Below are 20,593 nucleotides of genomic sequence, written 5' to 3'. Positions count from 1 at the left end.
GTACTATCAAAGCCCTTTTTTACAACAGAAGAAGTAATACCCACTATGACTCAAGTCGCGAAGAAAATTCTGGTAACGTGCGCGCTGCCGTACGCCAACGGCTCTATCCACCTCGGCCATATGCTGGAGCACATCCAGGCTGATGTCTGGGTCCGTTACCAGCGAATGCGCGGCCATGAGGTTAACTTCATCTGTGCCGATGACGCTCATGGCACGCCGATCATGCTGAAAGCGCAGCAGCTTGGTATTACGCCGGAGCAAATGATCGGTGAAATGAGCCAGGAGCACCAGACCGATTTCGCCGGTTTTAATATTAGCTACGACAACTACCACTCAACGCACAGCGACGAGAATCGCGAGCTGTCCGAGCTGATTTATACGCGCCTGAAAGAGAACGGTTTTATTAAGAACCGCACTATCTCTCAACTCTACGATCCGGAAAAAGGCATGTTCCTGCCGGACCGATTTGTGAAAGGCACCTGCCCGAAATGTAAATCCGCGGACCAGTACGGCGATAACTGTGAAGTCTGCGGCGCAACTTACAGCCCGACCGAACTTATCGAGCCGAAATCCGTGGTGTCCGGCGCGACGCCGGTAATGCGTGACTCCGAGCACTTTTTCTTTGATCTGCCGTCATTCAGCGAAATGCTGCAGGCGTGGACCCGCAGCGGCGCGCTGCAGGAGCAGGTGGCGAACAAAATGCAGGAGTGGTTTGAATCCGGCCTGCAACAGTGGGACATTTCCCGCGACGCGCCGTATTTTGGTTTCGAAATCCCGAACGCGCCGGGCAAATATTTCTACGTCTGGCTGGACGCGCCGATTGGCTATATGGGCTCCTTCAAAAATCTGTGCGATAAGCGCGGTGACACGACCAGTTTTGATGAGTACTGGAAAAAAGACTCCGACGCCGAGCTGTATCACTTTATCGGCAAAGACATCGTCTATTTCCACAGCCTGTTCTGGCCTGCCATGCTGGAAGGCAGCCACTTCCGTAAGCCGACCAACCTGTTCGTTCACGGTTACGTGACGGTGAACGGCGCGAAGATGTCTAAGTCTCGCGGCACCTTTATTAAGGCCAGCACCTGGCTGAAACACTTTGACGCCGACAGCCTGCGCTACTACTACACCGCGAAGCTTTCTTCACGCATTGATGACATCGACCTGAACCTGGAAGACTTTGTCCAGCGCGTCAATGCCGATATCGTCAATAAAGTAGTCAACCTGGCATCCCGTAACGCCGGTTTTATCAATAAGCGTTTCGACGGCGTGCTGGCGGCTGAACTGGCCGATCCGCAATTGTACAAAACCTTTACTGACGCCGCTGCGGTGATTGGCGAAGCATGGGAAAGCCGTGAATTCGGCAAAGCTATCCGTGAGATTATGGCGCTGGCCGACGTCGCTAACCGTTATGTTGACGAGCAAGCGCCGTGGGTGGTGGCTAAACAGGAAGGCCGCGACGCTGACCTGCAGGCCATTTGCTCGATGGGCATCAACCTGTTCCGCGTGCTGATGACGTATCTGAAACCGGTACTGCCGACGCTTTCTGAACGCGTTGAAGCCTTCCTGAACAGCGAACTGAACTGGGATGCCATCGAACAGCCGCTGCTCAGTCACAAGGTCAACACCTTTAAGGCGCTCTACAATCGCATCGACATGAAGCAAGTTGAAGCGCTGGTTGAAGCGTCTAAAGAAGAGGTGAAAGCCGCAGCCGCACCGGTTACCGGCCCGTTAGCCGACTTCCCGATTCAGGAAACCATCACCTTTGACGATTTCGCCAAAATTGACCTGCGCGTAGCATTGATTGAAAACGCTGAGTTCGTGGAAGGCTCCGACAAATTGCTGCGTCTGACGCTGGATCTGGGCGGCGAGAAGCGTAACGTCTTCTCCGGCATTCGTTCCGCCTACCCGGACCCGCAGGCGCTGATCGGCCGCCAGACGGTAATGGTCGCCAACCTCGCGCCGCGCAAAATGCGCTTTGGCGTCTCCGAGGGAATGGTGATGGCCGCAGGCCCTGGCGGGAAAGATATCTTCCTGTTAAGCCCTGATGACGGCGCGAAGCCTGGCCAACAGGTGAAATAAGCAACAAGCCGGAGCATGCTCCGGCTTTTTTAACCGCTTAATCCTGACTGGCATATCGCCTCCTCCGCACGTTTTAACTTTTTCCTTAATAAGCAATAGCGCTAAGACTCCATATCCGGACTGCTAAATAACGGCTAAAAGTCATATTCTATCTCTCCCTGATACATTGCTATTACTGGGTTAAATTAATTCATTGAAATTATTTTAAAAGCCCAATTATTATATAAAATGGAGTTTTAGATGAAAATTTCTGGCAAGTTATTGTCCACGGCTTTGGCTTCCGTACTGGTGTTCTCTCTTGCTGGCTGTGGCGATAAAGAAGAATCAAAGACCTTTAACGCAAACCTGGCGGGGACAGAAATTTCAATTACTTACACCTATAAAGGTGACAAAATCATTAAGCAGACGTCTGAAAGTAAAATCAGCTATGCCACTGTAGGCGCTAAAACGAAAGAAGATGCCGCCAAAATTCTCGATCCGCTGAGCGCGAAATATAAAAATATCGCCGGAGTGGAAGAAAAATTAACCTATGAAGATACCTATGCCCAGGAAAACGTCTCTGTGGATATGGAAAAAGTGGACTTTAAAGCGTTACAGCAAATCTCAGGGACGATGGTGTCCGGCGATACCAGCAAAGGTATCAGCATGAAACAAACCCAGACGCTGCTGGAAGCTGCTGGTTTTAAAGAAGCGAAATAACTGGCAGGCATAATGTATTGCATCGACTGGTAAAGTCGCTCAGGGCGCTGCTTCGGCAGCGTCTTTTCTTTATGAATTCCGAAAAAAGACAGCCTCGCTGTAAGTCCCCTCGCCAAAGCCTATAATCCCTGAATTCCTGGCCACACCAATACTTAACGACAAGGAATTGTTATGCAGGTTCTACGTCTTATGGCACTGCCACTATTCGCGCTCTCTCTATCGGTTAGCATAACTGGCTGCGATCAGAAAAACGATACTCTCCAGGGAAAGCAAAATAACATGACAGCGTTTATCAAGAAGATAGCCGCTAGCAAAGAGTCAGAGGAAACACAACGCTATGTAGGTAATCTCAACGGTATTGAAATCAAGTTAACCTATTACTACAAAGGGGATATCGTTTTACGTCAAATATCTGAACATAAACTACTTTATAAGACCCTGAAAGCCAATAATAAAGAAGAAGCACAAAAAATGCTGAGTCAAGTCGGCGAAGCTTATCAGGGTATGCCGGGTTTGACTGAACGAATCGACTATTATGATAGCTATGCTACGGAATATGTGGATATTGATTTTACCCAGGCAAAAATAAGCGACCTCTGTAAATTGCCAGGATCATCAATTGACAACTGTTCCGCGTACTATCTGTCAATGATTCGCTCGCAGAAACTGTTGGAAGAGAGCGGGTATCATAGAATCAATTAGTATAATAATGCGTTTTCCCGGTCAGACAGGACGCTGCCGGGAACAATACCGCAGAATTACTTCGCCGCGTGTTCACGGGCCGCCAGACCGCGCAGAAAATAACGCATAAACTGATCGCCGCATTCGCGGAAGTTCTTATGGTCCGGCGCGCGCATCATCGCGGTGATCTCTGACATTGAGACACGAAACAACTGACCGGTAAGTATCGCCAGGATATCATCTGTTTTTAGCGAAAAGGCAATACGCAGCTTTTTCAGCACAATATTGTTGTTGATACGACGTTCCGCCGTCAATGCAGGCGCCGCCTCATCTTTGCCGCGTTTTTCATAAATGAGGCCATTGAGAAATGAGGACAACACGATATCCGGGCAACGCTGAAACCCCTCTTCCTCTTCTTTGCGCAACCAGATTGCTATCTGCTCCGGCGTAGCATCAACGTTACCCAGCGCCAGGATACGCGCCAGATCGGTATTATTAGCTTTTAAAATGTAGCGCACGCTACGCAGAATATCGTTACTCAGCATGAGGCCTTCGGTCGTTTCTATGGCAAAACGATATTCTAACAGTCTTTTACAGGCCAATCGCCTCTTTTAAACTTTTCAGATAGCGACGGCTTACCGGCACCGTCAGGCCGTTGCGTAAAATCAGCTCTGCCTGCCCATTATCCTCCAGCCGAATTTCCTGCAAATGGGCCATATTCACCAGAAACTGACGATGACAACGCAGTAGCGGCGTCCGGCTTTCCAGCGTGCGCAGCGTCAGCTCGGTAAACCCCTCTTTCCCTTCACTGCTGGTCACATAAACGCCGCTCATACGGCTACTGACAAAGGCGACATCATCCATTTGCAACAAATAGATCCGGCTGTGTCCGGTACAGGGAATGAATTTAAGCGCCTGCTGGTTTTCCGGCAACAACGAAACATCCTGTTTACTGCGCTCCTGACGCAGACGATGTAACGTTTTTTCCAGCCGTTTCTCCTCTATCGGCTTGAGCAGATAATCAAAAGCGTGTTCTTCAAAGGCTTTGATGGCGTATTCGTCAAACGCGGTTAAAAAAACGATATACGGGCGGTGTTCCGGATCAAGCATTCCTACCATCTCCAGTCCACTGATACGCGGCATCTGAATATCCAGAAACAGCACATCAGGTCGCAACTTATGTACCGCGCCAATCGCTTCTACCGCGTTCGCGCACTCTCCCACAATCTCAATGTCATCCTGCCCCTGGAGCAAAATCCGCAGATTTTCCCGCGCTAACGGCTCATCATCCACAATCAGCACTTTAATCATGCGTCCTCCTCCAGTGGAAGTCGTAATGTAATTCGGGTAAAACAGTCCGGCTCGCAGGCCACGCTAATACCATAATCATCGCCAAAGTGTTCGCGCAGACGTTTATCAACCAGACTCATCCCCAGCCCGCTACTGCCGGCGGAAGGCTGATACAGTCCCGCATTATCCTCAATATCTAACATCAAATGCTGCCCTTCGCGCCGGGCGCGAATAGCGACGTTGCCGGTATCAAGCAGTTGCGACGTGCCATGTTTAATGGCGTTCTCAACAATCGGCTGTAATGTAAACGCAGGCAATTTCTGACGTGAAAGCGTCGATGGAACATCAAGCTGTACCTGCAGACGCGACTGAAAACGCGCTTTTTCAATTTGCAGATAAGCGTTTACGTGTTCAATTTCATCCGCCAGCGTGACGATTTCCGACGGGCGTTTTAAATTTTTGCGAAAAAAGGTCGACAAGTACTGCACCAGTTGGCTGGCCTGTTCGCTGTCGCGGCGAATCACCGCTTTAATGGTATTGAGCGCGTTAAACAGAAAATGCGGGTTCACCTGCGCGTGCAACAGCTTGATCTCTGACTGCGTCAGCAACGCCTTCTGCCGTTCATACTGCCCGGCCAGGATCTGCGCGGATAAAAGCTGCGCAATACCCTCTCCCAGGGTGCGGTTAATTGAGCTAAACAGCCGGTTTTTCGCTTCGTACAATTTAATGGTGCCCATGACTCGCTGATTTTCGCCACGCAGCGGGATCACCAGCGTCGAGCCGAGTTTACACTGCGGGTGTAGCGAACAGCGATACGGCACTTCGTTGCCATCGGCATAAACCACCTCTCCGGTTTCAATTGCTTTCAGCGTATAACCTGATGAAATGGGTTTGCCCGGTAGATGGTGATCGTCGCCAATACCAGTAAAAGCCAGCAGTTTTTCGCGATCGGTGATGGCGACGGCGCCAATATCCAGCTCCTGATATAACACCTGCGCCACCTTCATACTGTTCACTTCGTTAAATCCCTGACGCAGAATCCCCTCCGTTGACGCGGCGACCTTCAGCGCGGTAGCAGAAAATGCCGAAGTATATTTTTCGAACATGGCGCGCTTATCGAGCAAAATACGCATGAACAGCGCGGCGCCAACGGTATTCGTCACCATCATCGGCGCGGCAATATTACTGACCAGATGCAAGGCATCGTCAAACGGCCTGGCTATCAGTAAAATGATCAGCATCTGCACCAGTTCGGCAATACACGTAATTGCTCCCGCCGTCAGCGGGCTAAACACTTTGTCCGGGCGTCCGCGACGTATGAGAACGCTGTGTACCAACCCGCCCAGCAGCCCTTCGACGATGGTGGAAATCATACAGCTCAGCGCCGTCATGCCGCCCATAGAATACCGATGTAACCCACCGGTCAGACCGACCAGCCCGCCGACGACCGGCCCGCCGAGTAGGCCGCCCATCACCGCGCCAATTGCGCGGGTATTGGCAATCGAATCTTCGATATGCAGCCCAAAATAAGTGCCCATGATGCAGAAGATAGAAAACGTGACGTAACACAGAAGCTTGTGCGGCAGACGAACCGTGACCTGCATAAGCGGGATGAACAGACGCGTTTTACTCATTAGCCACGCAATGACCAGAAACACGCACATCTGCTGAAGCAGCAGCAACACCAGATTAAACTCGTACATACCCGCAAACCACACTTCAATTAAAAGCGCGTAACATACATTGAGTACGATTAACTTTCTTTGAACTGTTGCATAAAAATATGAATTCGTGAATACGATCACTTAAACACCCCGCCGCAACCCGCTACTTCGCGTTTTAATGCATAAAAAACAGGCAAAACTTCCTGGTTCGTAAAAGAGCGTCTAAAGTTAAACCGGGACCTCGCGAGCAAGGGTGAAACGATGGCGCTTTACACAATTGGTGAAGTGGCTTTGCTTTGTGATATCAATCCTGTCACGTTGCGCGCGTGGCAGAGACGTTATGGACTTTTAAAACCACAGCGAACGGATGGCGGTCATCGTCTGTTTAACGATGCCGATATCGACAGAATCCGCGAAATCAAGCGCTGGATAAATAACGGCGTCCAGGTCAGCAAAGTCAAAGTGCTGCTCAGTAGCGACAGTAGCGAACAACCTAACGGCTGGCGCGAACAGCAGGAGATCCTGCTGCACTACCTGCAAAGCAGTAATCTGCACAGTTTACGGTTATGGGTCAAAGAACGCTGTCAGGATTATCCAGCCCAAACATTGACCACTAACCTGTTCGTCCCGCTGCGGCGACGATTACAGTGCCAACAACCTGCCCTTCAGGCGCTGCTCGGCATTCTTGACGGTATCCTGATCAACTATATTGCGCTCTGCCTGGCGTCTGCGCGTAAGAAACAGGGAAAAGATGCGTTGGTGATCGGCTGGAATATCCATGATACCACCCGCCTGTGGCTGGAAGGTTGGGTCGCCAGCCAACAGGGATGGCGAATCGACGTGCTGGCGCATTCGCTTAGCCAGTTCCGCCCGGAACTGTTTGACGGCAAGACGTTACTGGTATGGTGCGGAGAAAACCAGACGCTGGCGCAGCAGCAGCAACTCCTGGCATGGCGCGCCCAGGGACGCGACATTCATCCCCTTGGCGTTTAAACAGCAGCTAACAAATTCGCTTTAATGTATACTCCTTTTATTAACATAAGGAGTACATAATGCGCGTAGCGAAAATCGGGGTGATCGCCCTTTTCCTGCTGATGGCTATTGGCGGTATCGGCGGCGTGATGCTGGCAGGTTACAGTTTTATTTTGCGTGCCGGGTAAGCGCGCGCGTCAGCCTTTCAAACAGGCGATCGATAATGATCGCCGCCAGCGCCACCAGCAGCGCCCCCTGGATAACATAGGCCGTATTAAAGCCGCTAAGCCCGATAATGATCGGCGTGCCTAACGTACTGGCCCCCACTGTTGAAGCGATGGTCGCCGTACCAATATTGATAATCACCGAGGTTCGGATGCCCGCCAGAATCACCGGCGCGGCCAGCGGCAGTTCAACCTGATACAACTGTTGGCGACGGCTCATTCCCATACCGCTGGCAACGCTCATCACGCTGGCAGGCACCGCGCCCAGCCCGGCCAGGGTCGCCTGCAGGATGGGCAACACTCCATACAGGATCAAGGCGATAATGGCTGGTTGCTGACCAAAACCCATGACGGGTACCGCGATCGCCAGTACCGCGACCGGGGGAAAGGTCTGCCCGACGGCGGCGATAGTCTCCACCAGGGGACGAAACTCCTTCCCACTTTCTCGCGTGACCGCAATCCCTGCGCCGACGCCCACCACGACGGCAAACAGACTTGAGATGCCCACCAACCAGAAATGGGCGAGCGCGAGGGCGGCAAAACTCTCCTGTTGGTAGACCGGGCGCGGTAAATCGGGAAACAGCGCGGCGAAGAACGGCTGGCTATAAGGCAATCCAAACAGCAGAAGCAAGAACAGAACAATAAGCCAGAGAAGCGGATCACACAGTCGTTTCACGGGGGGACGTCTCCGAAAGTAGATCGCGGAAATGGAGCGTACCGCAGGGCTCGCCCTGCTGATTCGCCACCGGCAGGACGTCGCACCGACGGGCGACAAACATCGATAGCGCATCGCGTAGCGTCATCTCTTCCACCAGCGCGTCGCCGCTGAGCTGTTCATGCCGACGTACATAATCGCCTACGCTACGTAACGAAAGCAGCCTTACGCCCAGCTCGCTGCGGCCAAAAAACGCCTGCACGAAATCATTTTCCGGCGAGGTCAGCATAGAAAGTGGCGATCCCTGTTGGATAACATTGCCCCCGTCCATCAGCACCAGATGGTCGGCGAGGCGTAGCGCCTCGTCGATGTCGTGCGTCACCAGTACGATGGTGCGCCCCAGTAGCTGATGAATGCGGGTCATCTCCTGCTGCAATGCGCCGCGCGTTACCGGATCAAGCGCGCCGAAAGGCTCGTCCATCAGCAATACCTGCGGATCGGCAGCCAGCGCCCGCGCAACGCCGACCCGCTGCTGTTGCCCGCCGGAAAGCTGATGCGGATAACGATCGCGCAGCGCGCTTTCCAGACCCAATAATGCCATCAGTTCATCAATACGATCGTTAATCCGCGCACGCGACCACTTTTGTAGTTGCGGTACGGTGGCGATATTTTGCGCCACCGTCCAGTGGGGAAAAAGACCGATAGACTGAATGGCATAGCCCATGCGACGGCGCAGTTCAAGCACCGGCAGGCTGCGGATCTCTTCCCCGGCAAAACGGATCGTTCCGCTATCATGCTCTACCAGCCGGTTAATCATCTTCAGAGTGGTCGATTTTCCCGAACCGGAGGTGCCAATTAACACCGAAAAGCTGCCTTCGCTAAAGTGCAAATTGAGGTCGCTAACAGCCTGTTGATCGCCGAAGGTTTTACTGACATGGTTAAATTCAATCATCGGTTGCTCCCTTCAAAAACGCGATCCATAAATCAAACAGCGCGTCGATCACTACCGCCAGCGCAATCACCGGAATGACGCCCAACAGGACTAAATCAATGGCGCTGCTCAATAGCCCCTGAAACACCAGCGCGCCGAAACCTCCCGCGCCAATCAGCGCGGCGACGACGGCCATTCCCACTGTCTGAACCATTACTACCCGCAGGCTACGTAAAAAGACCGGCAGCGCCAGCGGCAGTTGCACATGCCTGAAGCGCTGGCCGCTACTCATTCCCATTGCTCTTGCGCTCTCCAGCACATCGCGCGGCACCTGATTGAGCCCGGCGACCACGCCGCGCACCAGCGGCAATAACGCATAGAGCACCAGCGCTATCAGTGCAGGCGTCATGCCGGTTCCCGCGACGCCGAATTCGGCAAGCCACGGAAACTGTTTCACCAGCCCGGCCAACGGCGCAATCAGCAGGCCAAACAGCGCGACGGAAGGGATAGTCTGGATCACATTCAGCACGGTAAACACCGGCCCCTGGCGTGAGGCGGAAAAATAACACCAGACGCCCAACGGTAGTCCGATCGCCAACGCCGGCAGCACCGTGCCCGCCAGTAACATCAAATGTTGCACCAGCGCGGCATCGAAAACATCCTGGCGGTTGGTATACTCTTTCAGAAGCGAGAGGTTGTCGAACGTGCCTGAAAACAGCAGCACCAGCGGGACAATGACAATTTGCGCGTGCAGCAACCAGCGCCACAGCGGCCCAGTGGTAATACGGCGGATCGCATCGCTACAGGCCAGCAGCATCAGACCGAGGCCCAGCCACAATCCACTTCCCAGACTGGTACGCGCCAGCGGGCTGCCCTCCTGCGCCAATTGGGTCGCCACCCTGCCGACTCCCCACAGCATGACAATAAAAAGCGTCTGCGCCATCATCAGCGTCAGTACGCTACCGCGTTTACCGGGTACAAAGCACAACGTAAACAGCGCGCATCCCGCGCCAGTCAGCATCCAGATGGTCGCCGGCCAGATCTCCCATAACTGGCGCCCCTCGCCGCTCACCAGACGATTCGGGGCGTAATTAATGAAAGGCAGCGCGACAGCAAGCAGGGTCAGAACAACCAACAGCAACAGCACACGATTAACCGTGATTTTTTTGGCAGCATCACTCACAGATTACTTCACCCACCCTTTTTGTCGGAGGTAATCTGCGGCGACTTTTTTCGCATCCAGCCCTTCTACGGCGATTCTGGCGTTCAACTGTTGCAGCGTTTTCTCATCAAGGCTGGCGAAAACGGGCTGCAGCCAGTCGGCTATCTGCGGATAGGCCTGTAACACCGATTCACGCACTACCGGCGCGGGCGCATAGATAGGCTGGACGCCTTTCGGGTCGCTCAGGGTTTGCAGACCCAGCGCGGCGACAGGGCCGTCGGTGCCATACGCCATCGCGGCGTTAACGCCGGATGTTTGTTGCGCGGCGGCTTTGATCGTGACCGCCGTATCGCCGCCCGCCAGCGACAAGAGCTGGTTCTGATTCAAGGTAAAATCATAGGCTTTTTCAAATGCCGGCAGCGCATCCGCCCGTTCGATAAATTCCGCAGACGCCGCCAGTTTAAAAGTGCCGCCCTCTTTCAGATAACGGCTGAGATCGGCAAGCGAGGAGAGTTTATTTTTTTCCGCGATGTCCTGGCGTACCGCGATGGTCCAGGTGTTATTTGCCGGCGCAGGCGTCAACCAGACCAGCTTATTCTGCTCCGCATCCAGTTTTTTGACTTTCTCAAAGCCTTGCTTTGCATTTTTCCATGCCGGATCGTTTTCATCTTTAAAAAAGAACGCCCCGTTACCGGTGTATTCCGGATAGATATCCAGCTCTCCGGCGGTAATCGCGCCACGAACGACTGGCGTCGTCCCGAGCTGAATTTTATTGACCGTTTTAACGCCGTGGCTTTCCAGTACCTGCAAAATCATGTTGCCGAGCAGTGCGCCTTCGGTATCAATCTTTGACCCGACCGTCACGGGCGATGCCGCCTGTAGAGGTAAACTCACCGTCGCCAGCAACGCCAGCGAACTTACCCATAGCTTTGAGATCGTCATGATGCTTTCCTCATCCTTTTACGGCCTTTTTCAGAGACTTGAGAAAAAAGCATAGTTGAAAAGTCTGCGTTTAACCTGGGATTTTCCGGCAGTTTAAGTGACGTGGCAGGCAATAAAAGGGGGGACAGAAAAAGTCATTGCCAGACAGGGCGCAGCTATCGCGCCCTGTTGACGGCAGGCTTACAGTAGCTCGAACGATCCTTGTTTAACGCGAGCGGAATCCACGCCGATAAAGACGTTGAACTTGCCGGGTTCCGCGTCATATTTCATCTGCTGATTCCAGAACTTCAACGCCTCGATATCAATCGGGAAACTCACGGTTTTACGTTCGCCGGGCTTGAGGGTGATTTTTTCAAAGCCTTTTAATTGCTTCACCGGGCGGCTCATCGACGCCGTGACATCCTGTAAGTACATCTGGATGACCGTGGCCCCTTCGCGTTTACCGGTGTTCGTGACCTCTACGCTGGCCGTGACTTTGCCGTCGCGTTGCATTGTCGGTGAGGAGAGCGTGACGTCAGACACCGTAAATGTGGTGTAGCTCAGACCGTAACCAAACGGATAGAGCGGGCCATTCGCTTCGTCAAAATAGCGTGAGGTGTATTTGTTTGGCTTTTCAGGATTATACGGGCGTCCCGTATTGAGATGGCTGTAATAGACCGGAATTTGTCCCACCGAACGCGGGAAGGAGATCGGCAGTTTGCCTGACGGGTTGTAATCGCCAAACAGCACATCGGCAATGGCGTTGCCGCCTTCCGTCCCGGCAAACCAGGTCTCCAGAATCGCATCGGCCTGTTGATCTTCTTTTACCAGCGCCAGCGGTCTGCCGTTCATTAATACCAGTACCAGCGGCTTACCGGTGGCTTTCAGAGCGGTGATTAAGTCGCGCTGACTCTGCGGAATGGTGATATTGGTACGACTGGAGGCTTCATGCGCCATCCCCTGCGACTCGCCTACCACTGCGACCACTACATCGGCCTGTTTCGCCGCCTGCACCGCCTCATCAATCATCGCCTGCGGTGAGCGCGGATCGATTTTCACCGCCTCTTCATACAGGTTTAAGAAATCGACGATATCTTTATCGTTAGTGATATTCGCCCCTTTGGCATAGAGGATCTTCGCCCCGTCGTCGACGGCATTTTGAATACCCGCCAGCACCGTCACTGACTGATTCGCGACCCCAGCAGCAGACCAGCTTCCCATTACATCACGTTGACTGTCGGCCAGCGGCCCAACAACGGCAATGGTGCCCGATTTTTTCAGCGGCAGCGTTTCCAGCCGGTTTTTCAGCAGTACCACACTTTCCCGCGCCACTTCCCGTGCCTCTTTACGATGCAGGCGGCTTTCGGCATTGGTGTCCACCGGGTCGCTCTCTTTCGGTCCCAGATGGCTATAGGGGTCGTTAAACAATCCCATGTCATATTTTACGTTGAGCACATGGCGCGTCGCGTCGTCCAGTTCCGCCATCGTCACTTTGCCCGACTTAATCAGACCCGGCAGATATTTGCTGTAATACTCATCCGCCATGCTCATATCCACCCCTGCCTTTAGCGCCACGCGCACCGCATCTTCCGGGTCGGCCGCGGTACCGTGTTTAATCAGTTCTTTAATAGCGCCGTGGTCGGAAACGGTAATTCCCTTAAAGCCCCACTCATCGCGCAGGACATCTTTCAATAGCCAGGAATCTGACGTCGCTGGCGTGCCGTTCAGCGAGTTCAGCGCCACCATCACCGCGCCGCTCCCCGCATCCAGCCCCGCTTTGTACGGCGGCATGTAGTCATTAAACAGACGCTGGGAACTCATATCCACGGTGTTGTATTCTTTACCGCCTTCAACGGCGCCATAGGCGGCAAAATGTTTCACGCTGGTCATCACCGAATAGCGGTCCGCCGGGCTTTTGCCCTGCATCGCTTTCACCATGGTTTCGCCCATGATAGAGGTTAAATATGTATCTTCGCCAAAGCCTTCGGAGGCGCGTCCCCAACGCGGATCGCGGGAGACATCCACCATCGGCGCCCAGGTCATATTCAGACCGTCGTCCGCCGCTTCATACGCCGATACGCGTCCTACGGTTCTTACCGCATCCAGATTAAAAGAAGAAGCCAGACCGAGGCTTATCGGGAAGACGGTTCGCTGGCCGTGTACCACGTCATAGGCAAAAAAGAGAGGAATTTTCAGGCGGCTCAATGCCATCACCTGATCCTGCATTTGACGGATATCCTGGCGGGTGACGGTATTGAAAATCGCCCCTACCTGCCCGTCTTTGATCATCTCGCGAATCGCTTCTTTCGGGTTATCAGGGCCGACGCTAATCAGACGTAACTGACCAATTTTTTCATCGACAGTCATTTTCTTGAGTAAATCCGTGACGAACGCGTCGCGCGCTTCGGGCGTCAGCGGGTGATTGCCAAACAGGTTTTCCGCCAATGCTGGCTGCATCGCCAGACTCACAGCAACACCTACTGAACATAACCATTTCATGTTGAGTCTCTCTTTATCTTTATCCCGACGAGGCGGTAAAAACAGAATAAAAACCGCAGTTTGCCATAAGCCTAAACGCGAGAGGAGAAGAAAGCGAAGGTTATTCTCCTAATTTTCCACACAGTCGAATACGCAACCGCCAGCAAATGGTATCAAGGCGGCAAATGAATACCACCAACACAGAGACAATTTGAATGAGAAAGCGTATTGTCATACCAAGCGCTATGCTTAACGCTGATATTTTGTCCCACCACAAGGAGTGGAGAATGTCTTCCATAACAATGACTGATAATAAAACGTTCCTGAATGAGCTGGCCCGCCTGGTAGGCCATTCTCACCTGCTGACAGACCCCGCCAAAACCGCCCGCTATCGCAAGGGTTTCCGTTCCGGTCAGGGCGACGCGCTGGCCGTTGTTTTCCCGGGTTCGTTACTGGAACTGTGGCGCGTGCTCAACGCCTGCGTTAACGCTGACAAAATTATTCTGATGCAGGCCGCCAACACCGGTCTGACGGAAGGCTCCACGCCGAACGGCAACGACTACGATCGCGATATTGTGATTATCAGCACCCAGCGACTGGATAAGCTGCACTTACTGGATAACGGCCAACAGGTTCTGGCCTGGCCCGGTACGACGCTCTATGCGCTGGAAAAAGCGCTTAAACCGCTGGGCCGTGAACCGCACTCGGTGATTGGTTCGTCGTGCATCGGCGCGTCGGTCATCGGCGGTATCTGTAATAACTCCGGCGGCTCGCTGGTGCAGCGCGGCCCGGCCTATACCGAGATGTCGCTTTTTGCCCGTATTGACGACCAAGGCAAACTGCAACTGGTCAATCATCTGGGTATCGATCTTGGGCATACGCCGGAGCAGATCCTGAGCAAGCTGGATGACGAACGGATTAAAGATGAGGATGTGCGCCACGATGGTCGTCATGCGCACGATCACGACTACGTGACGCGGGTACGAGATATCAACGCCGATACGCCCGCCCGCTATAACGCCGACCCGGACCGTTTGTTTGAATCTTCCGGCTGCGCCGGAAAACTGGCGGTTTTTGCCGTTCGCCTTGATACCTTTGCAGCGGAAAAAAATCAGCAGGTTTTTTATATCGGCACCAATCAGCCCGCGGTACTGACTGAAATCCGTCGGCATATTCTGGCGAACTTCGACAATCTGCCAGTGGCGGGAGAATATATGCATCGCGATATCTACGATATTGCGGAGCAGTACGGTAAAGATACCTTTCTGATGATCGATAAACTCGGCACCGACAAGATGCCATTCTTTTTCACGCTAAAAGGCCGAACCGATGCGATGCTGGAAAAAGTAAAATTTTTCCGTCCGCATTTCACCGACCGCGCGATGCAGAAATTCGGCCATCTGTTTCCCAGCCATCTGCCGCCGCGAATGAAAAACTGGCGCGATAAATATGAGCATCATCTGCTGTTAAAAATGGCGGGAGACGGCGTCGCAGAAGCGCAACGCTGGCTGAATGAATTTTTTAAATCCGCTGAGGGCGGTTTCTTCACCTGTACGCCGGAAGAAGGCAGCAAAGCCTTCCTGCACCGCTTCGCCGCTGCTGGCGCGGCGATTCGTTATCAGGCCGTACACGCTGATGAAGTGGAAGATATCCTGGCGCTGGATATCGCTCTGCGCCGCAACGATACCGACTGGTTCGAGCATCTGCCGCCGGAAATCGACAGCCAACTGGTACATAAACTCTATTACGGCCACTTTATGTGCCACGTTTTTCATCAGGACTATATCGTGAAGAAAGGCGTCGACGTCCACGCGCTGAAAGCGCAAATGCTGGAGCTGTTGCAGGCGCGGGGGGCACAATACCCGGCGGAGCACAACGTTGGACATCTGTATAAAGCGCCGGAAACGCTGACGCGTTTTTATCGGCAAAATGACCCAACCAACAGTATGAACCCCGGTATCGGCAAAACGAGTAAGCGGAAATTCTGGCAGGAAAATACGCCCGACGAAACGCATTAACACCGAGTGGTTTACCGTGAATGCCCGGCGGCGCGATGCCTGCCGGGCCTGCGGCGACTTAATCGTTCTGTGCGGTTTGCGCTCCGGCGCTGGCGCTGGCTGCCGCCATTTGCGCGGCTTTTTGCTTTTTATAGCTCAGCGCGGCAGCCGGAACGGGCATGACTTTACCGGTTTCAATCCATGTACGCAGGCGACTGGCGTCCGCAAAGTGAGTATATTTGCCGAACGCGTCCATGACCACCAGCGCGACCGGTTTGTTATTGATCACGGTACGCATCACCAGGCAATGCCCCGCCGCATTAGTAAAGCCGGTTTTCGTTAACTGGATATTCCAGTTATCACGGTAGACCAAATGGTTGGTATTGCGAAACGGCAGCGTATACGCCGGATGCGAGAATGTCGCCATGTCTTCGCGCGTGGTGCTTAGCTGGCCAATCAGCGGGTATTGCTTCGTGGCAATCAGCAATTTTGTTAAATCCCGCGCGGTCGAGACGTTATGAATCGACAGCCCCGTCGGCTCAACGAAGCGGGTATGCGTCATGCCCAGCGCTTTCGCCTTCGCATTCATCGCTTTAATAAACGCGTTATAACCGCCAGGATAATAGTGCGCCAGGCTTGCCGCCGCACGGTTTTCGGATGACATCAACGCCAGCAGCAACATATTTTTGCGGCTAATTTCGCTGTTCAGGCGCACGCGGGAGTAAACCCCTTTCATTTCCGGCGTCTGGCTGATATCGACCTTCAGTATTTCATCCAGCGGCAATCGCGCGTCGAGCACGACCATCGCTGTCATTAATTTGGTTATCGAGGCAATCGGACGCACCAGATCCGGGTGGTTCGAATAGATCACTTTATTGGTGTTGAGATCAACAATCATTGCGCTACCGGAGGCAATCTCAGGTTGAGACGCCGCGGTTGTCGCTGCCGTTTTCGCCACAGCCTGCGGGGCAAAAGGAACGGCCAACATCAGAGCAAGGCTCAGGAATGAAGCTCGGAATTTCAGCATGATGAGATTTCTGATAATGATTCACGCGCGTCGTAACGCACACCGCCTGAGCTAAGATTATACTCAAGCTAGCAGTGGCATCATAGCGGCACGCCAGCGTTGCCGCTACAGAAGAATCGTCAGCAAATGCTGCATTGCTGGCTTTTGCGCCAGCCCTTTTTCGCATCAGAACAGGCGGTAGCCGTATCCCCACAGGATCACGGTGATCGCCAGTAGCACCTCCAGGACCAGTACGCCGATAGCGAGCGTCGAACTGGAGAAGCTTAATCCTTCCTCTCTATTAATGTTAAGGAAAGTCGGAATACCCAAATACAGCAAATAGCCGGTGTAAAAGAGCGCGACAGCGCCGACCAGTGCGCATAGCCATACCAGGGGATAGAGCGCCACCAGACCACTTAAAAACAGCGGCGTCGCGACATAGCCGGCAAAAACCATACAGCGCGCAAGCGATGGCCGTTGCGGATAGTTTCGCGCCATCCACCAGATGACGCGTCCCATCACCGCGACGCCCGCCAGCATCACGCCGTAGAACAAGACCGCCAGCGCAAAAGCGGTAAACAGCGAGAGTTGTAACACGTTGCCGTCGCCAAAATTCCAGCCGATTTGCGTCGTGCCGATAAAGGCGCAGACGACGGGAATCGCCGCCATCAGCAAAACATGGTGCGTATAGTGATGCGAAACGGTTTCGTTTTCGCTTTTGATCACCTGCATTTCCCGATCGGGATGGGAAAAAAGCCCCCATACATGGTTCATACTGCCCCCTTCTGCTGCCTCAGATGCCAGTATGTTCAAGTATAATTCAGTTTCTGGTTATTTTATGAACAATGGCAAAATAGTCTCCGGCAAAACGTCGGCTTTGCCGCGCACGCCTCTTGCCAGGGTGTATGCTTAATGCCGGAGGTGGTTTACGCATGGATATCAACACGCTTATTACGCATTATGGCTATGCGGCGCTGGTTATCGGCAGTATGGCCGAAGGTGAAACCGTTACCCTGTTGGGGGGCGTCGCGGCGCATCAGGGATTACTCAAGTTTCCGCTGGTGGCGGCGGCCGTCGCGCTGGGAGGGATGATGGGCGATCAGCTACTTTACCTGTTAGGACGATGCTATGGCGGGAAGATCCTGCGTCGTTTCCCGCGTTATCATACGAAGATTCGTCGCGCGCAGAAAATGATCCAACGCCATCCGTATCTGTTTGTGATCGGCACGCGTTTTATGTACGGCTTCCGGGTGGTTGGCCCGCTGCTGATTGGCGCCAGCCGCCTGCCGCCTAAAATTTTTCTGCCGCTGAATATTGTAGGCGCGCTGATCTGGGCGCTGCTGTTTACCACGCTGGGATATCTTGGCGGCGAGGTGATCGCGCCATGGCTGCACGACCTCGATCAGCATCTCAGGCACGGGGTCTGGCTGATTCTGGCCATCGTCCTGGTGGTGGGCGTGCGCTGGTGGCTGAAAAGACGCGGCAAAGCGGAGGCCCGTTAAACCCGATGGTATCCGGATGGCATAACGCCGCCATCCGGCACCCGGCGTTTATTTGGCGTTGAATTGCGGATTCGCCAGCATAAACCCGCCGTCGACAATCAGCGACTGACCGGTGGTATAGCTTGCTCCTTCCGAACACAGCCAGGCGACGAGGCTGGCTATTTCATGCGTAGAACCCGGTCGGGCGATAGGGATCGAGGGTTCCGATCCCGGCTCAATGTCGCTGTCATCCATATCATTCATCGGCGTGGCGATAGCGCCTGGCGCGACGGCGTTGACCAAAATATGATGCTCAATCAGTTCCAGCGCCATGGATTTAGTCAATCCCCCCAACGCATGTTTCGCCGCGGTATAGGCGCTGGCTTGCGGAAGCGGCGTATGCTCATGGACGGAGGTGATGTTGATAATGCGCCCTCCCTCTCCTTGTTTAATCATATGCCGGGCGGCGATCTGCGCGCAGAGAAACGCGCCATCGACATCCACGGTAAAAATTTGCCGCCACTGCGTAAACGGCATATCAATAAACGCGGATTTGGTCATCGCCCCGGCATTATTGACCAGCACGTCAACGCGCCCCAGGCGCTGGATAAGATGTTCAATGACCTGCGCGCCCTCGGGTAACTGGCTCAGGTCAAGATGAATGGTCTCTGCCCGCACACCAAACTGCGCCGCTTTTTTCGCCGTCTCCTGCGCGCCGCGTTCATCGGAATGCCAGGTGATACCAATATCAAAACCGTTTTGTGCTAATAACAACGCACACGCTTTGCCAATTCCCGAATCTGATGCCGTTACAATTGCGACTTTGGTCATATTCCTCTCCGGATGATTCATACACAGCCTAAGTATAGGAACCCTGTCTGAATCATCCGGAAAAATCAGGAATGATAACCGCCGCCCAGCGCGCTGGTAAGCTGAATAGAGGCATCCAGCCACTGGCCCTGCAACAGCAAGCCGTTACACTGCTCGCGCAGTGCCGGGATTTTGGCCTCGCTCACGCGGGAACCCGCAATAATGCCGGCATTAAAGCGCGCTTGCGCCAGACCGACCACACGCTGCGCGTCATGCTCAATCTGCTGCTGATGCTGATTTTTCTGCGCCAGCGTCTCTACCTGACTGGCGGCGCGCGCCACATCATTAACCGCATCTACCACCGCTTTGTTGTAGTTGGCGATAGAAAGGTTGCTTTGCGCTTTGGCGATATCGAGGTTGGCATTCAGCCTGCCGCTGTCGAAAATCGGCAGCGTCAGCCCGCCGGTAATGCCATATTGCTGTGCGGAATGGCGGAACAGATCGCTCAGATGTAACGCATCCTGCTGTAAAAAAGCCATCAGATTGATATCGGGATAAAACGCGGCCTTCGCGGCGTCAATGCTGCTCAACGAGGATTCAATGTACCAGTGCGCGGCCTGTAGATCCGCCCGGCGCGCCAGCAACGAATACCCCAGTTGCGACGGTAACTGGCTTTCAACGGCGGGGAGACTCACCTGACGCAGCTTGAGCGCCGCCGATTGCGTATTGGTTAACGCGCTGAGCCGCGCTTCAATAACCTTCATTTTACCGTTAACGTCATTCAACTGCTGCTGGGTTTTGCTGGCGTCGATATCGGTCTCGACCCCTTCAACAGAAGAAGTAATACCGTGTTGATACAACTCCCGGTTTACCGCCACCACGTTTTGCTGCTCATGCTCGATTTGCATCAGCACATTTTTCAGCGCTGCCTGTGTTTGCCACTCCCAGTAGAGTCGCGCCACGCCGCTTGCCAGCAATTGTCGGGTCTGCTCCTGCTCCGCTTCGCGCGCTTTGACCGCCCCGATCCGCGCGGTAACTTCAGCGCGGTTTTTCCCCCATAAATCCAGATCCCAGCCCGCCGTCAGGCCGAATGTACCGTTGGTATACCACGGCCCGGTCGTTCCCGCCGCGGGGTCGGTAATCGCGAATGGCCCCATCAGCCCTTCCGCGGACATTCGCTGGCGCTCAATGTCGGCAGAAAAGTCGAGCTGCGGGCCGTCCTGCGCCTCAACCGCTTTCGCCTGCGCTTCCGCCAGTTGAATACGCTGTTCAGCCACCTGCATATCCGGCGAATGCTGTATGGCATTATCGATCAGCGCGTCAAGCTGCGCATCGTGATACGCCTTCCACCACTGGCTATCCGGCCAACCGTTTTTCAATGCCGCCGGCAGGCTGGAATCAACATGAGAAGAGGGCGTCTGCTGGGTCAGCGACTGGCGGGTATCGTGCATGGGGGCGCAACCCGCCAGCAAAATAAAAAGCGGTAAGCTCGCTGTCGCGGCAAGGAAAGAATTACGATTCATGGAGGTGTTCTGATAAAAAA

19 protein-coding genes are annotated in these 20,593 nt (G+C 53.8%); 7 read left to right on the top strand and 12 right to left on the bottom strand.

Features of this window, described 5'->3' with window-relative positions:
• Window positions 1-45 precede the first annotated feature (45 nt).
• The 3 genes from metG (at window position 46) to J1G48_RS07835 (ending at window position 3,480) form a co-directional block, all read left to right on the top strand.
• Complete coding sequence (gene metG / locus J1G48_RS07845; RefSeq protein WP_000195340.1) at window positions 46-2,079, top strand: methionine--tRNA ligase; 2,034 nt, start codon at window positions 46-48, stop codon at window positions 2,077-2,079.
• Window positions 2,080-2,319: 240 nt separating this feature from the next.
• Window positions 2,320-2,778, top strand: coding sequence for a YehR family lipoprotein (locus J1G48_RS07840; protein WP_000703145.1), 459 nt, complete (start codon window positions 2,320-2,322; stop codon window positions 2,776-2,778).
• Between the two features lie 171 nt (window positions 2,779-2,949).
• Window positions 2,950-3,480 (top strand): YehR family lipoprotein, encoded by a 531-nt coding sequence (locus J1G48_RS07835; RefSeq protein ID WP_001197951.1) that lies wholly within the window; start codon window positions 2,950-2,952, stop codon window positions 3,478-3,480.
• Between the two features lie 56 nt (window positions 3,481-3,536).
• Here the strand turns inward: J1G48_RS07835 and J1G48_RS07830 are convergent, their stop codons facing one another.
• From J1G48_RS07830 to J1G48_RS07820, 3 genes are read right to left on the bottom strand one after another with little or no spacing between them, the layout of a single operon-like run.
• Window positions 3,537-4,004, bottom strand: a complete 468-nt coding sequence (locus tag J1G48_RS07830) for a DUF1456 family protein (RefSeq protein ID WP_000950414.1) — start codon at window positions 4,002-4,004, stop codon at window positions 3,537-3,539.
• Window positions 4,005-4,050: 46 nt separating this feature from the next.
• Window positions 4,051-4,770: a two-component system response regulator BtsR gene (gene btsR / locus J1G48_RS07825; protein ID WP_000598637.1), complete on the bottom strand. Its 720-nt coding sequence runs from the start codon at window positions 4,768-4,770 to the stop codon at window positions 4,051-4,053.
• Window positions 4,767-6,452 (bottom strand): sensor histidine kinase, encoded by a 1,686-nt coding sequence (locus J1G48_RS07820; protein ID WP_000272845.1) that lies wholly within the window; start codon window positions 6,450-6,452, stop codon window positions 4,767-4,769. Before J1G48_RS07820 ends, btsR begins: the two co-directional genes overlap by 4 nt.
• 222 nt (window positions 6,453-6,674) lie before the next feature.
• Between J1G48_RS07820 and mlrA the strand changes: the two genes are divergently transcribed.
• Together mlrA and J1G48_RS07810 are read left to right on the top strand one after the other, a co-directional pair.
• Window positions 6,675-7,406 (top strand): HTH-type transcriptional regulator MlrA, encoded by a 732-nt coding sequence (gene mlrA, locus J1G48_RS07815; RefSeq protein WP_001240420.1) that lies wholly within the window; start codon window positions 6,675-6,677, stop codon window positions 7,404-7,406.
• A 59-nt stretch (window positions 7,407-7,465) separates the two neighbouring features.
• A complete protein-coding gene (locus J1G48_RS07810) occupies window positions 7,466-7,573 on the top strand; it encodes a protein YohO (RefSeq protein ID WP_001261696.1) in 108 nt (35 codons plus the stop codon).
• Here the strand turns inward: J1G48_RS07810 and J1G48_RS07805 are convergent.
• The 5 genes from J1G48_RS07805 to bglX form a co-directional block, all read right to left on the bottom strand.
• Window positions 7,554-8,285: an ABC transporter permease gene (locus J1G48_RS07805; protein ID WP_000824854.1), complete on the bottom strand. Its 732-nt coding sequence runs from the start codon at window positions 8,283-8,285 to the stop codon at window positions 7,554-7,556. The two genes, J1G48_RS07810 and J1G48_RS07805, sit on opposite strands and share 20 nt — an antisense overlap.
• Window positions 8,269-9,216, bottom strand: coding sequence for an ABC transporter ATP-binding protein (locus J1G48_RS07800; RefSeq protein WP_000569168.1), 948 nt, complete (start codon window positions 9,214-9,216; stop codon window positions 8,269-8,271). Before J1G48_RS07800 ends, J1G48_RS07805 begins: the two co-directional genes overlap by 17 nt.
• Window positions 9,209-10,378: an ABC transporter permease gene (locus J1G48_RS07795; RefSeq protein ID WP_001278123.1), complete on the bottom strand. Its 1,170-nt coding sequence runs from the start codon at window positions 10,376-10,378 to the stop codon at window positions 9,209-9,211. The genes J1G48_RS07800 and J1G48_RS07795 overlap by 8 nt, the downstream gene beginning before the upstream one ends.
• Before the next feature lie 3 nt (window positions 10,379-10,381).
• Window positions 10,382-11,299, bottom strand: a complete 918-nt coding sequence (locus tag J1G48_RS07790) for an ABC transporter substrate-binding protein (RefSeq protein ID WP_000155876.1) — start codon at window positions 11,297-11,299, stop codon at window positions 10,382-10,384.
• Window positions 11,300-11,479: 180 nt separating this feature from the next.
• Window positions 11,480-13,777, bottom strand: a complete 2,298-nt coding sequence (bglX, locus tag J1G48_RS07785; RefSeq protein WP_000871548.1) for a beta-glucosidase BglX — start codon at window positions 13,775-13,777, stop codon at window positions 11,480-11,482.
• Between the two features lie 266 nt (window positions 13,778-14,043).
• Here bglX and dld point away from each other — a divergent pair, with 266 nt between their 5' ends.
• Window positions 14,044-15,774 carry a D-lactate dehydrogenase gene (dld, locus tag J1G48_RS07780; RefSeq protein ID WP_000095232.1) on the top strand — a complete coding sequence of 577 codons (1,731 nt, stop codon included), beginning with the start codon at window positions 14,044-14,046 and terminating at the stop codon, window positions 15,772-15,774.
• A gap of 58 nt (window positions 15,775-15,832) precedes the next feature.
• Here dld and pbpG read toward each other — a convergent pair whose 3' ends face one another.
• Both pbpG and J1G48_RS07770 read right to left on the bottom strand, forming a co-directional pair.
• Window positions 15,833-16,780, bottom strand: a complete 948-nt coding sequence (gene pbpG / locus J1G48_RS07775) for a D-alanyl-D-alanine endopeptidase (RefSeq protein ID WP_000911555.1) — start codon at window positions 16,778-16,780, stop codon at window positions 15,833-15,835.
• 165 nt (window positions 16,781-16,945) lie between these two features.
• Window positions 16,946-17,533, bottom strand: coding sequence for a Yip1 family protein (locus tag J1G48_RS07770; RefSeq protein ID WP_001017057.1), 588 nt, complete (start codon window positions 17,531-17,533; stop codon window positions 16,946-16,948).
• 158 nt (window positions 17,534-17,691) lie between these two features.
• Between J1G48_RS07770 and J1G48_RS07765 the strand changes: the two genes are divergently transcribed.
• Window positions 17,692-18,261: a DedA family protein gene (locus J1G48_RS07765; RefSeq protein ID WP_001523476.1), complete on the top strand. Its 570-nt coding sequence runs from the start codon at window positions 17,692-17,694 to the stop codon at window positions 18,259-18,261.
• Window positions 18,262-18,309: 48 nt separating this feature from the next.
• Here the strand turns inward: J1G48_RS07765 and J1G48_RS07760 are convergent, their stop codons facing one another.
• The gene (locus tag J1G48_RS07760; protein ID WP_000169616.1) at window positions 18,310-19,071 is read right to left on the bottom strand and encodes an SDR family oxidoreductase; all 762 of its coding nucleotides are present in this window, start codon (window positions 19,069-19,071) and stop codon (window positions 18,310-18,312) included.
• A 65-nt stretch (window positions 19,072-19,136) separates the two neighbouring features.
• Window positions 19,137-20,573, bottom strand: coding sequence for a multidrug resistance outer membrane protein MdtQ (gene mdtQ, locus J1G48_RS07755; RefSeq protein ID WP_001081453.1), 1,437 nt, complete (start codon window positions 20,571-20,573; stop codon window positions 19,137-19,139).
• Window positions 20,574-20,593: the final 20 nt, after the last annotated feature.

The sequence above is a fragment of the Salmonella sp. SAL-020 genome, from assembly GCF_017372215.1.
In the GTDB taxonomy this organism is placed as follows: Bacteria; Pseudomonadota; Gammaproteobacteria; order Enterobacterales; family Enterobacteriaceae; genus Salmonella; species Salmonella enterica.
This window is presented reverse-complemented; position numbering and strand designations above follow the sequence as displayed.

What these genes read in the sequence shown, in the direction of transcription:
- J1G48_RS07770 (WP_001017057.1), bottom strand. Translation starts at nt 17,533, where the DNA reads ATGAACCATGTATGGGGGCTTTTTTCCCATCCCGATCGGGAAATGCAG.
- J1G48_RS07810 (WP_001261696.1), top strand. Translation starts at nt 7,466, where the DNA reads ATGCGCGTAGCGAAAATCGGGGTGATCGCCCTTTTCCTGCTGATGGCT.
- J1G48_RS07835 (WP_001197951.1), top strand. Translation starts at nt 2,950, where the DNA reads ATGCAGGTTCTACGTCTTATGGCACTGCCACTATTCGCGCTCTCTCTA.
- J1G48_RS07840 (WP_000703145.1), top strand. Translation starts at nt 2,320, where the DNA reads ATGAAAATTTCTGGCAAGTTATTGTCCACGGCTTTGGCTTCCGTACTG.
- pbpG (WP_000911555.1), bottom strand. Translation starts at nt 16,780, where the DNA reads ATGCTGAAATTCCGAGCTTCATTCCTGAGCCTTGCTCTGATGTTGGCC.
- mdtQ (WP_001081453.1), bottom strand. Translation starts at nt 20,573, where the DNA reads ATGAATCGTAATTCTTTCCTTGCCGCGACAGCGAGCTTACCGCTTTTT.
- bglX (WP_000871548.1), bottom strand. Translation starts at nt 13,777, where the DNA reads ATGAAATGGTTATGTTCAGTAGGTGTTGCTGTGAGTCTGGCGATGCAG.
- dld (WP_000095232.1), top strand. Translation starts at nt 14,044, where the DNA reads ATGTCTTCCATAACAATGACTGATAATAAAACGTTCCTGAATGAGCTG.
- btsR (WP_000598637.1), bottom strand. Translation starts at nt 4,770, where the DNA reads ATGATTAAAGTGCTGATTGTGGATGATGAGCCGTTAGCGCGGGAAAAT.
- J1G48_RS07800 (WP_000569168.1), bottom strand. Translation starts at nt 9,216, where the DNA reads ATGATTGAATTTAACCATGTCAGTAAAACCTTCGGCGATCAACAGGCT.
- metG (WP_000195340.1), top strand. Translation starts at nt 46, where the DNA reads ATGACTCAAGTCGCGAAGAAAATTCTGGTAACGTGCGCGCTGCCGTAC.
- mlrA (WP_001240420.1), top strand. Translation starts at nt 6,675, where the DNA reads ATGGCGCTTTACACAATTGGTGAAGTGGCTTTGCTTTGTGATATCAAT.
- J1G48_RS07820 (WP_000272845.1), bottom strand. Translation starts at nt 6,452, where the DNA reads ATGTACGAGTTTAATCTGGTGTTGCTGCTGCTTCAGCAGATGTGCGTG.
- J1G48_RS07760 (WP_000169616.1), bottom strand. Translation starts at nt 19,071, where the DNA reads ATGACCAAAGTCGCAATTGTAACGGCATCAGATTCGGGAATTGGCAAA.
- J1G48_RS07790 (WP_000155876.1), bottom strand. Translation starts at nt 11,299, where the DNA reads ATGACGATCTCAAAGCTATGGGTAAGTTCGCTGGCGTTGCTGGCGACG.
- J1G48_RS07830 (WP_000950414.1), bottom strand. Translation starts at nt 4,004, where the DNA reads ATGCTGAGTAACGATATTCTGCGTAGCGTGCGCTACATTTTAAAAGCT.
- J1G48_RS07765 (WP_001523476.1), top strand. Translation starts at nt 17,692, where the DNA reads ATGGATATCAACACGCTTATTACGCATTATGGCTATGCGGCGCTGGTT.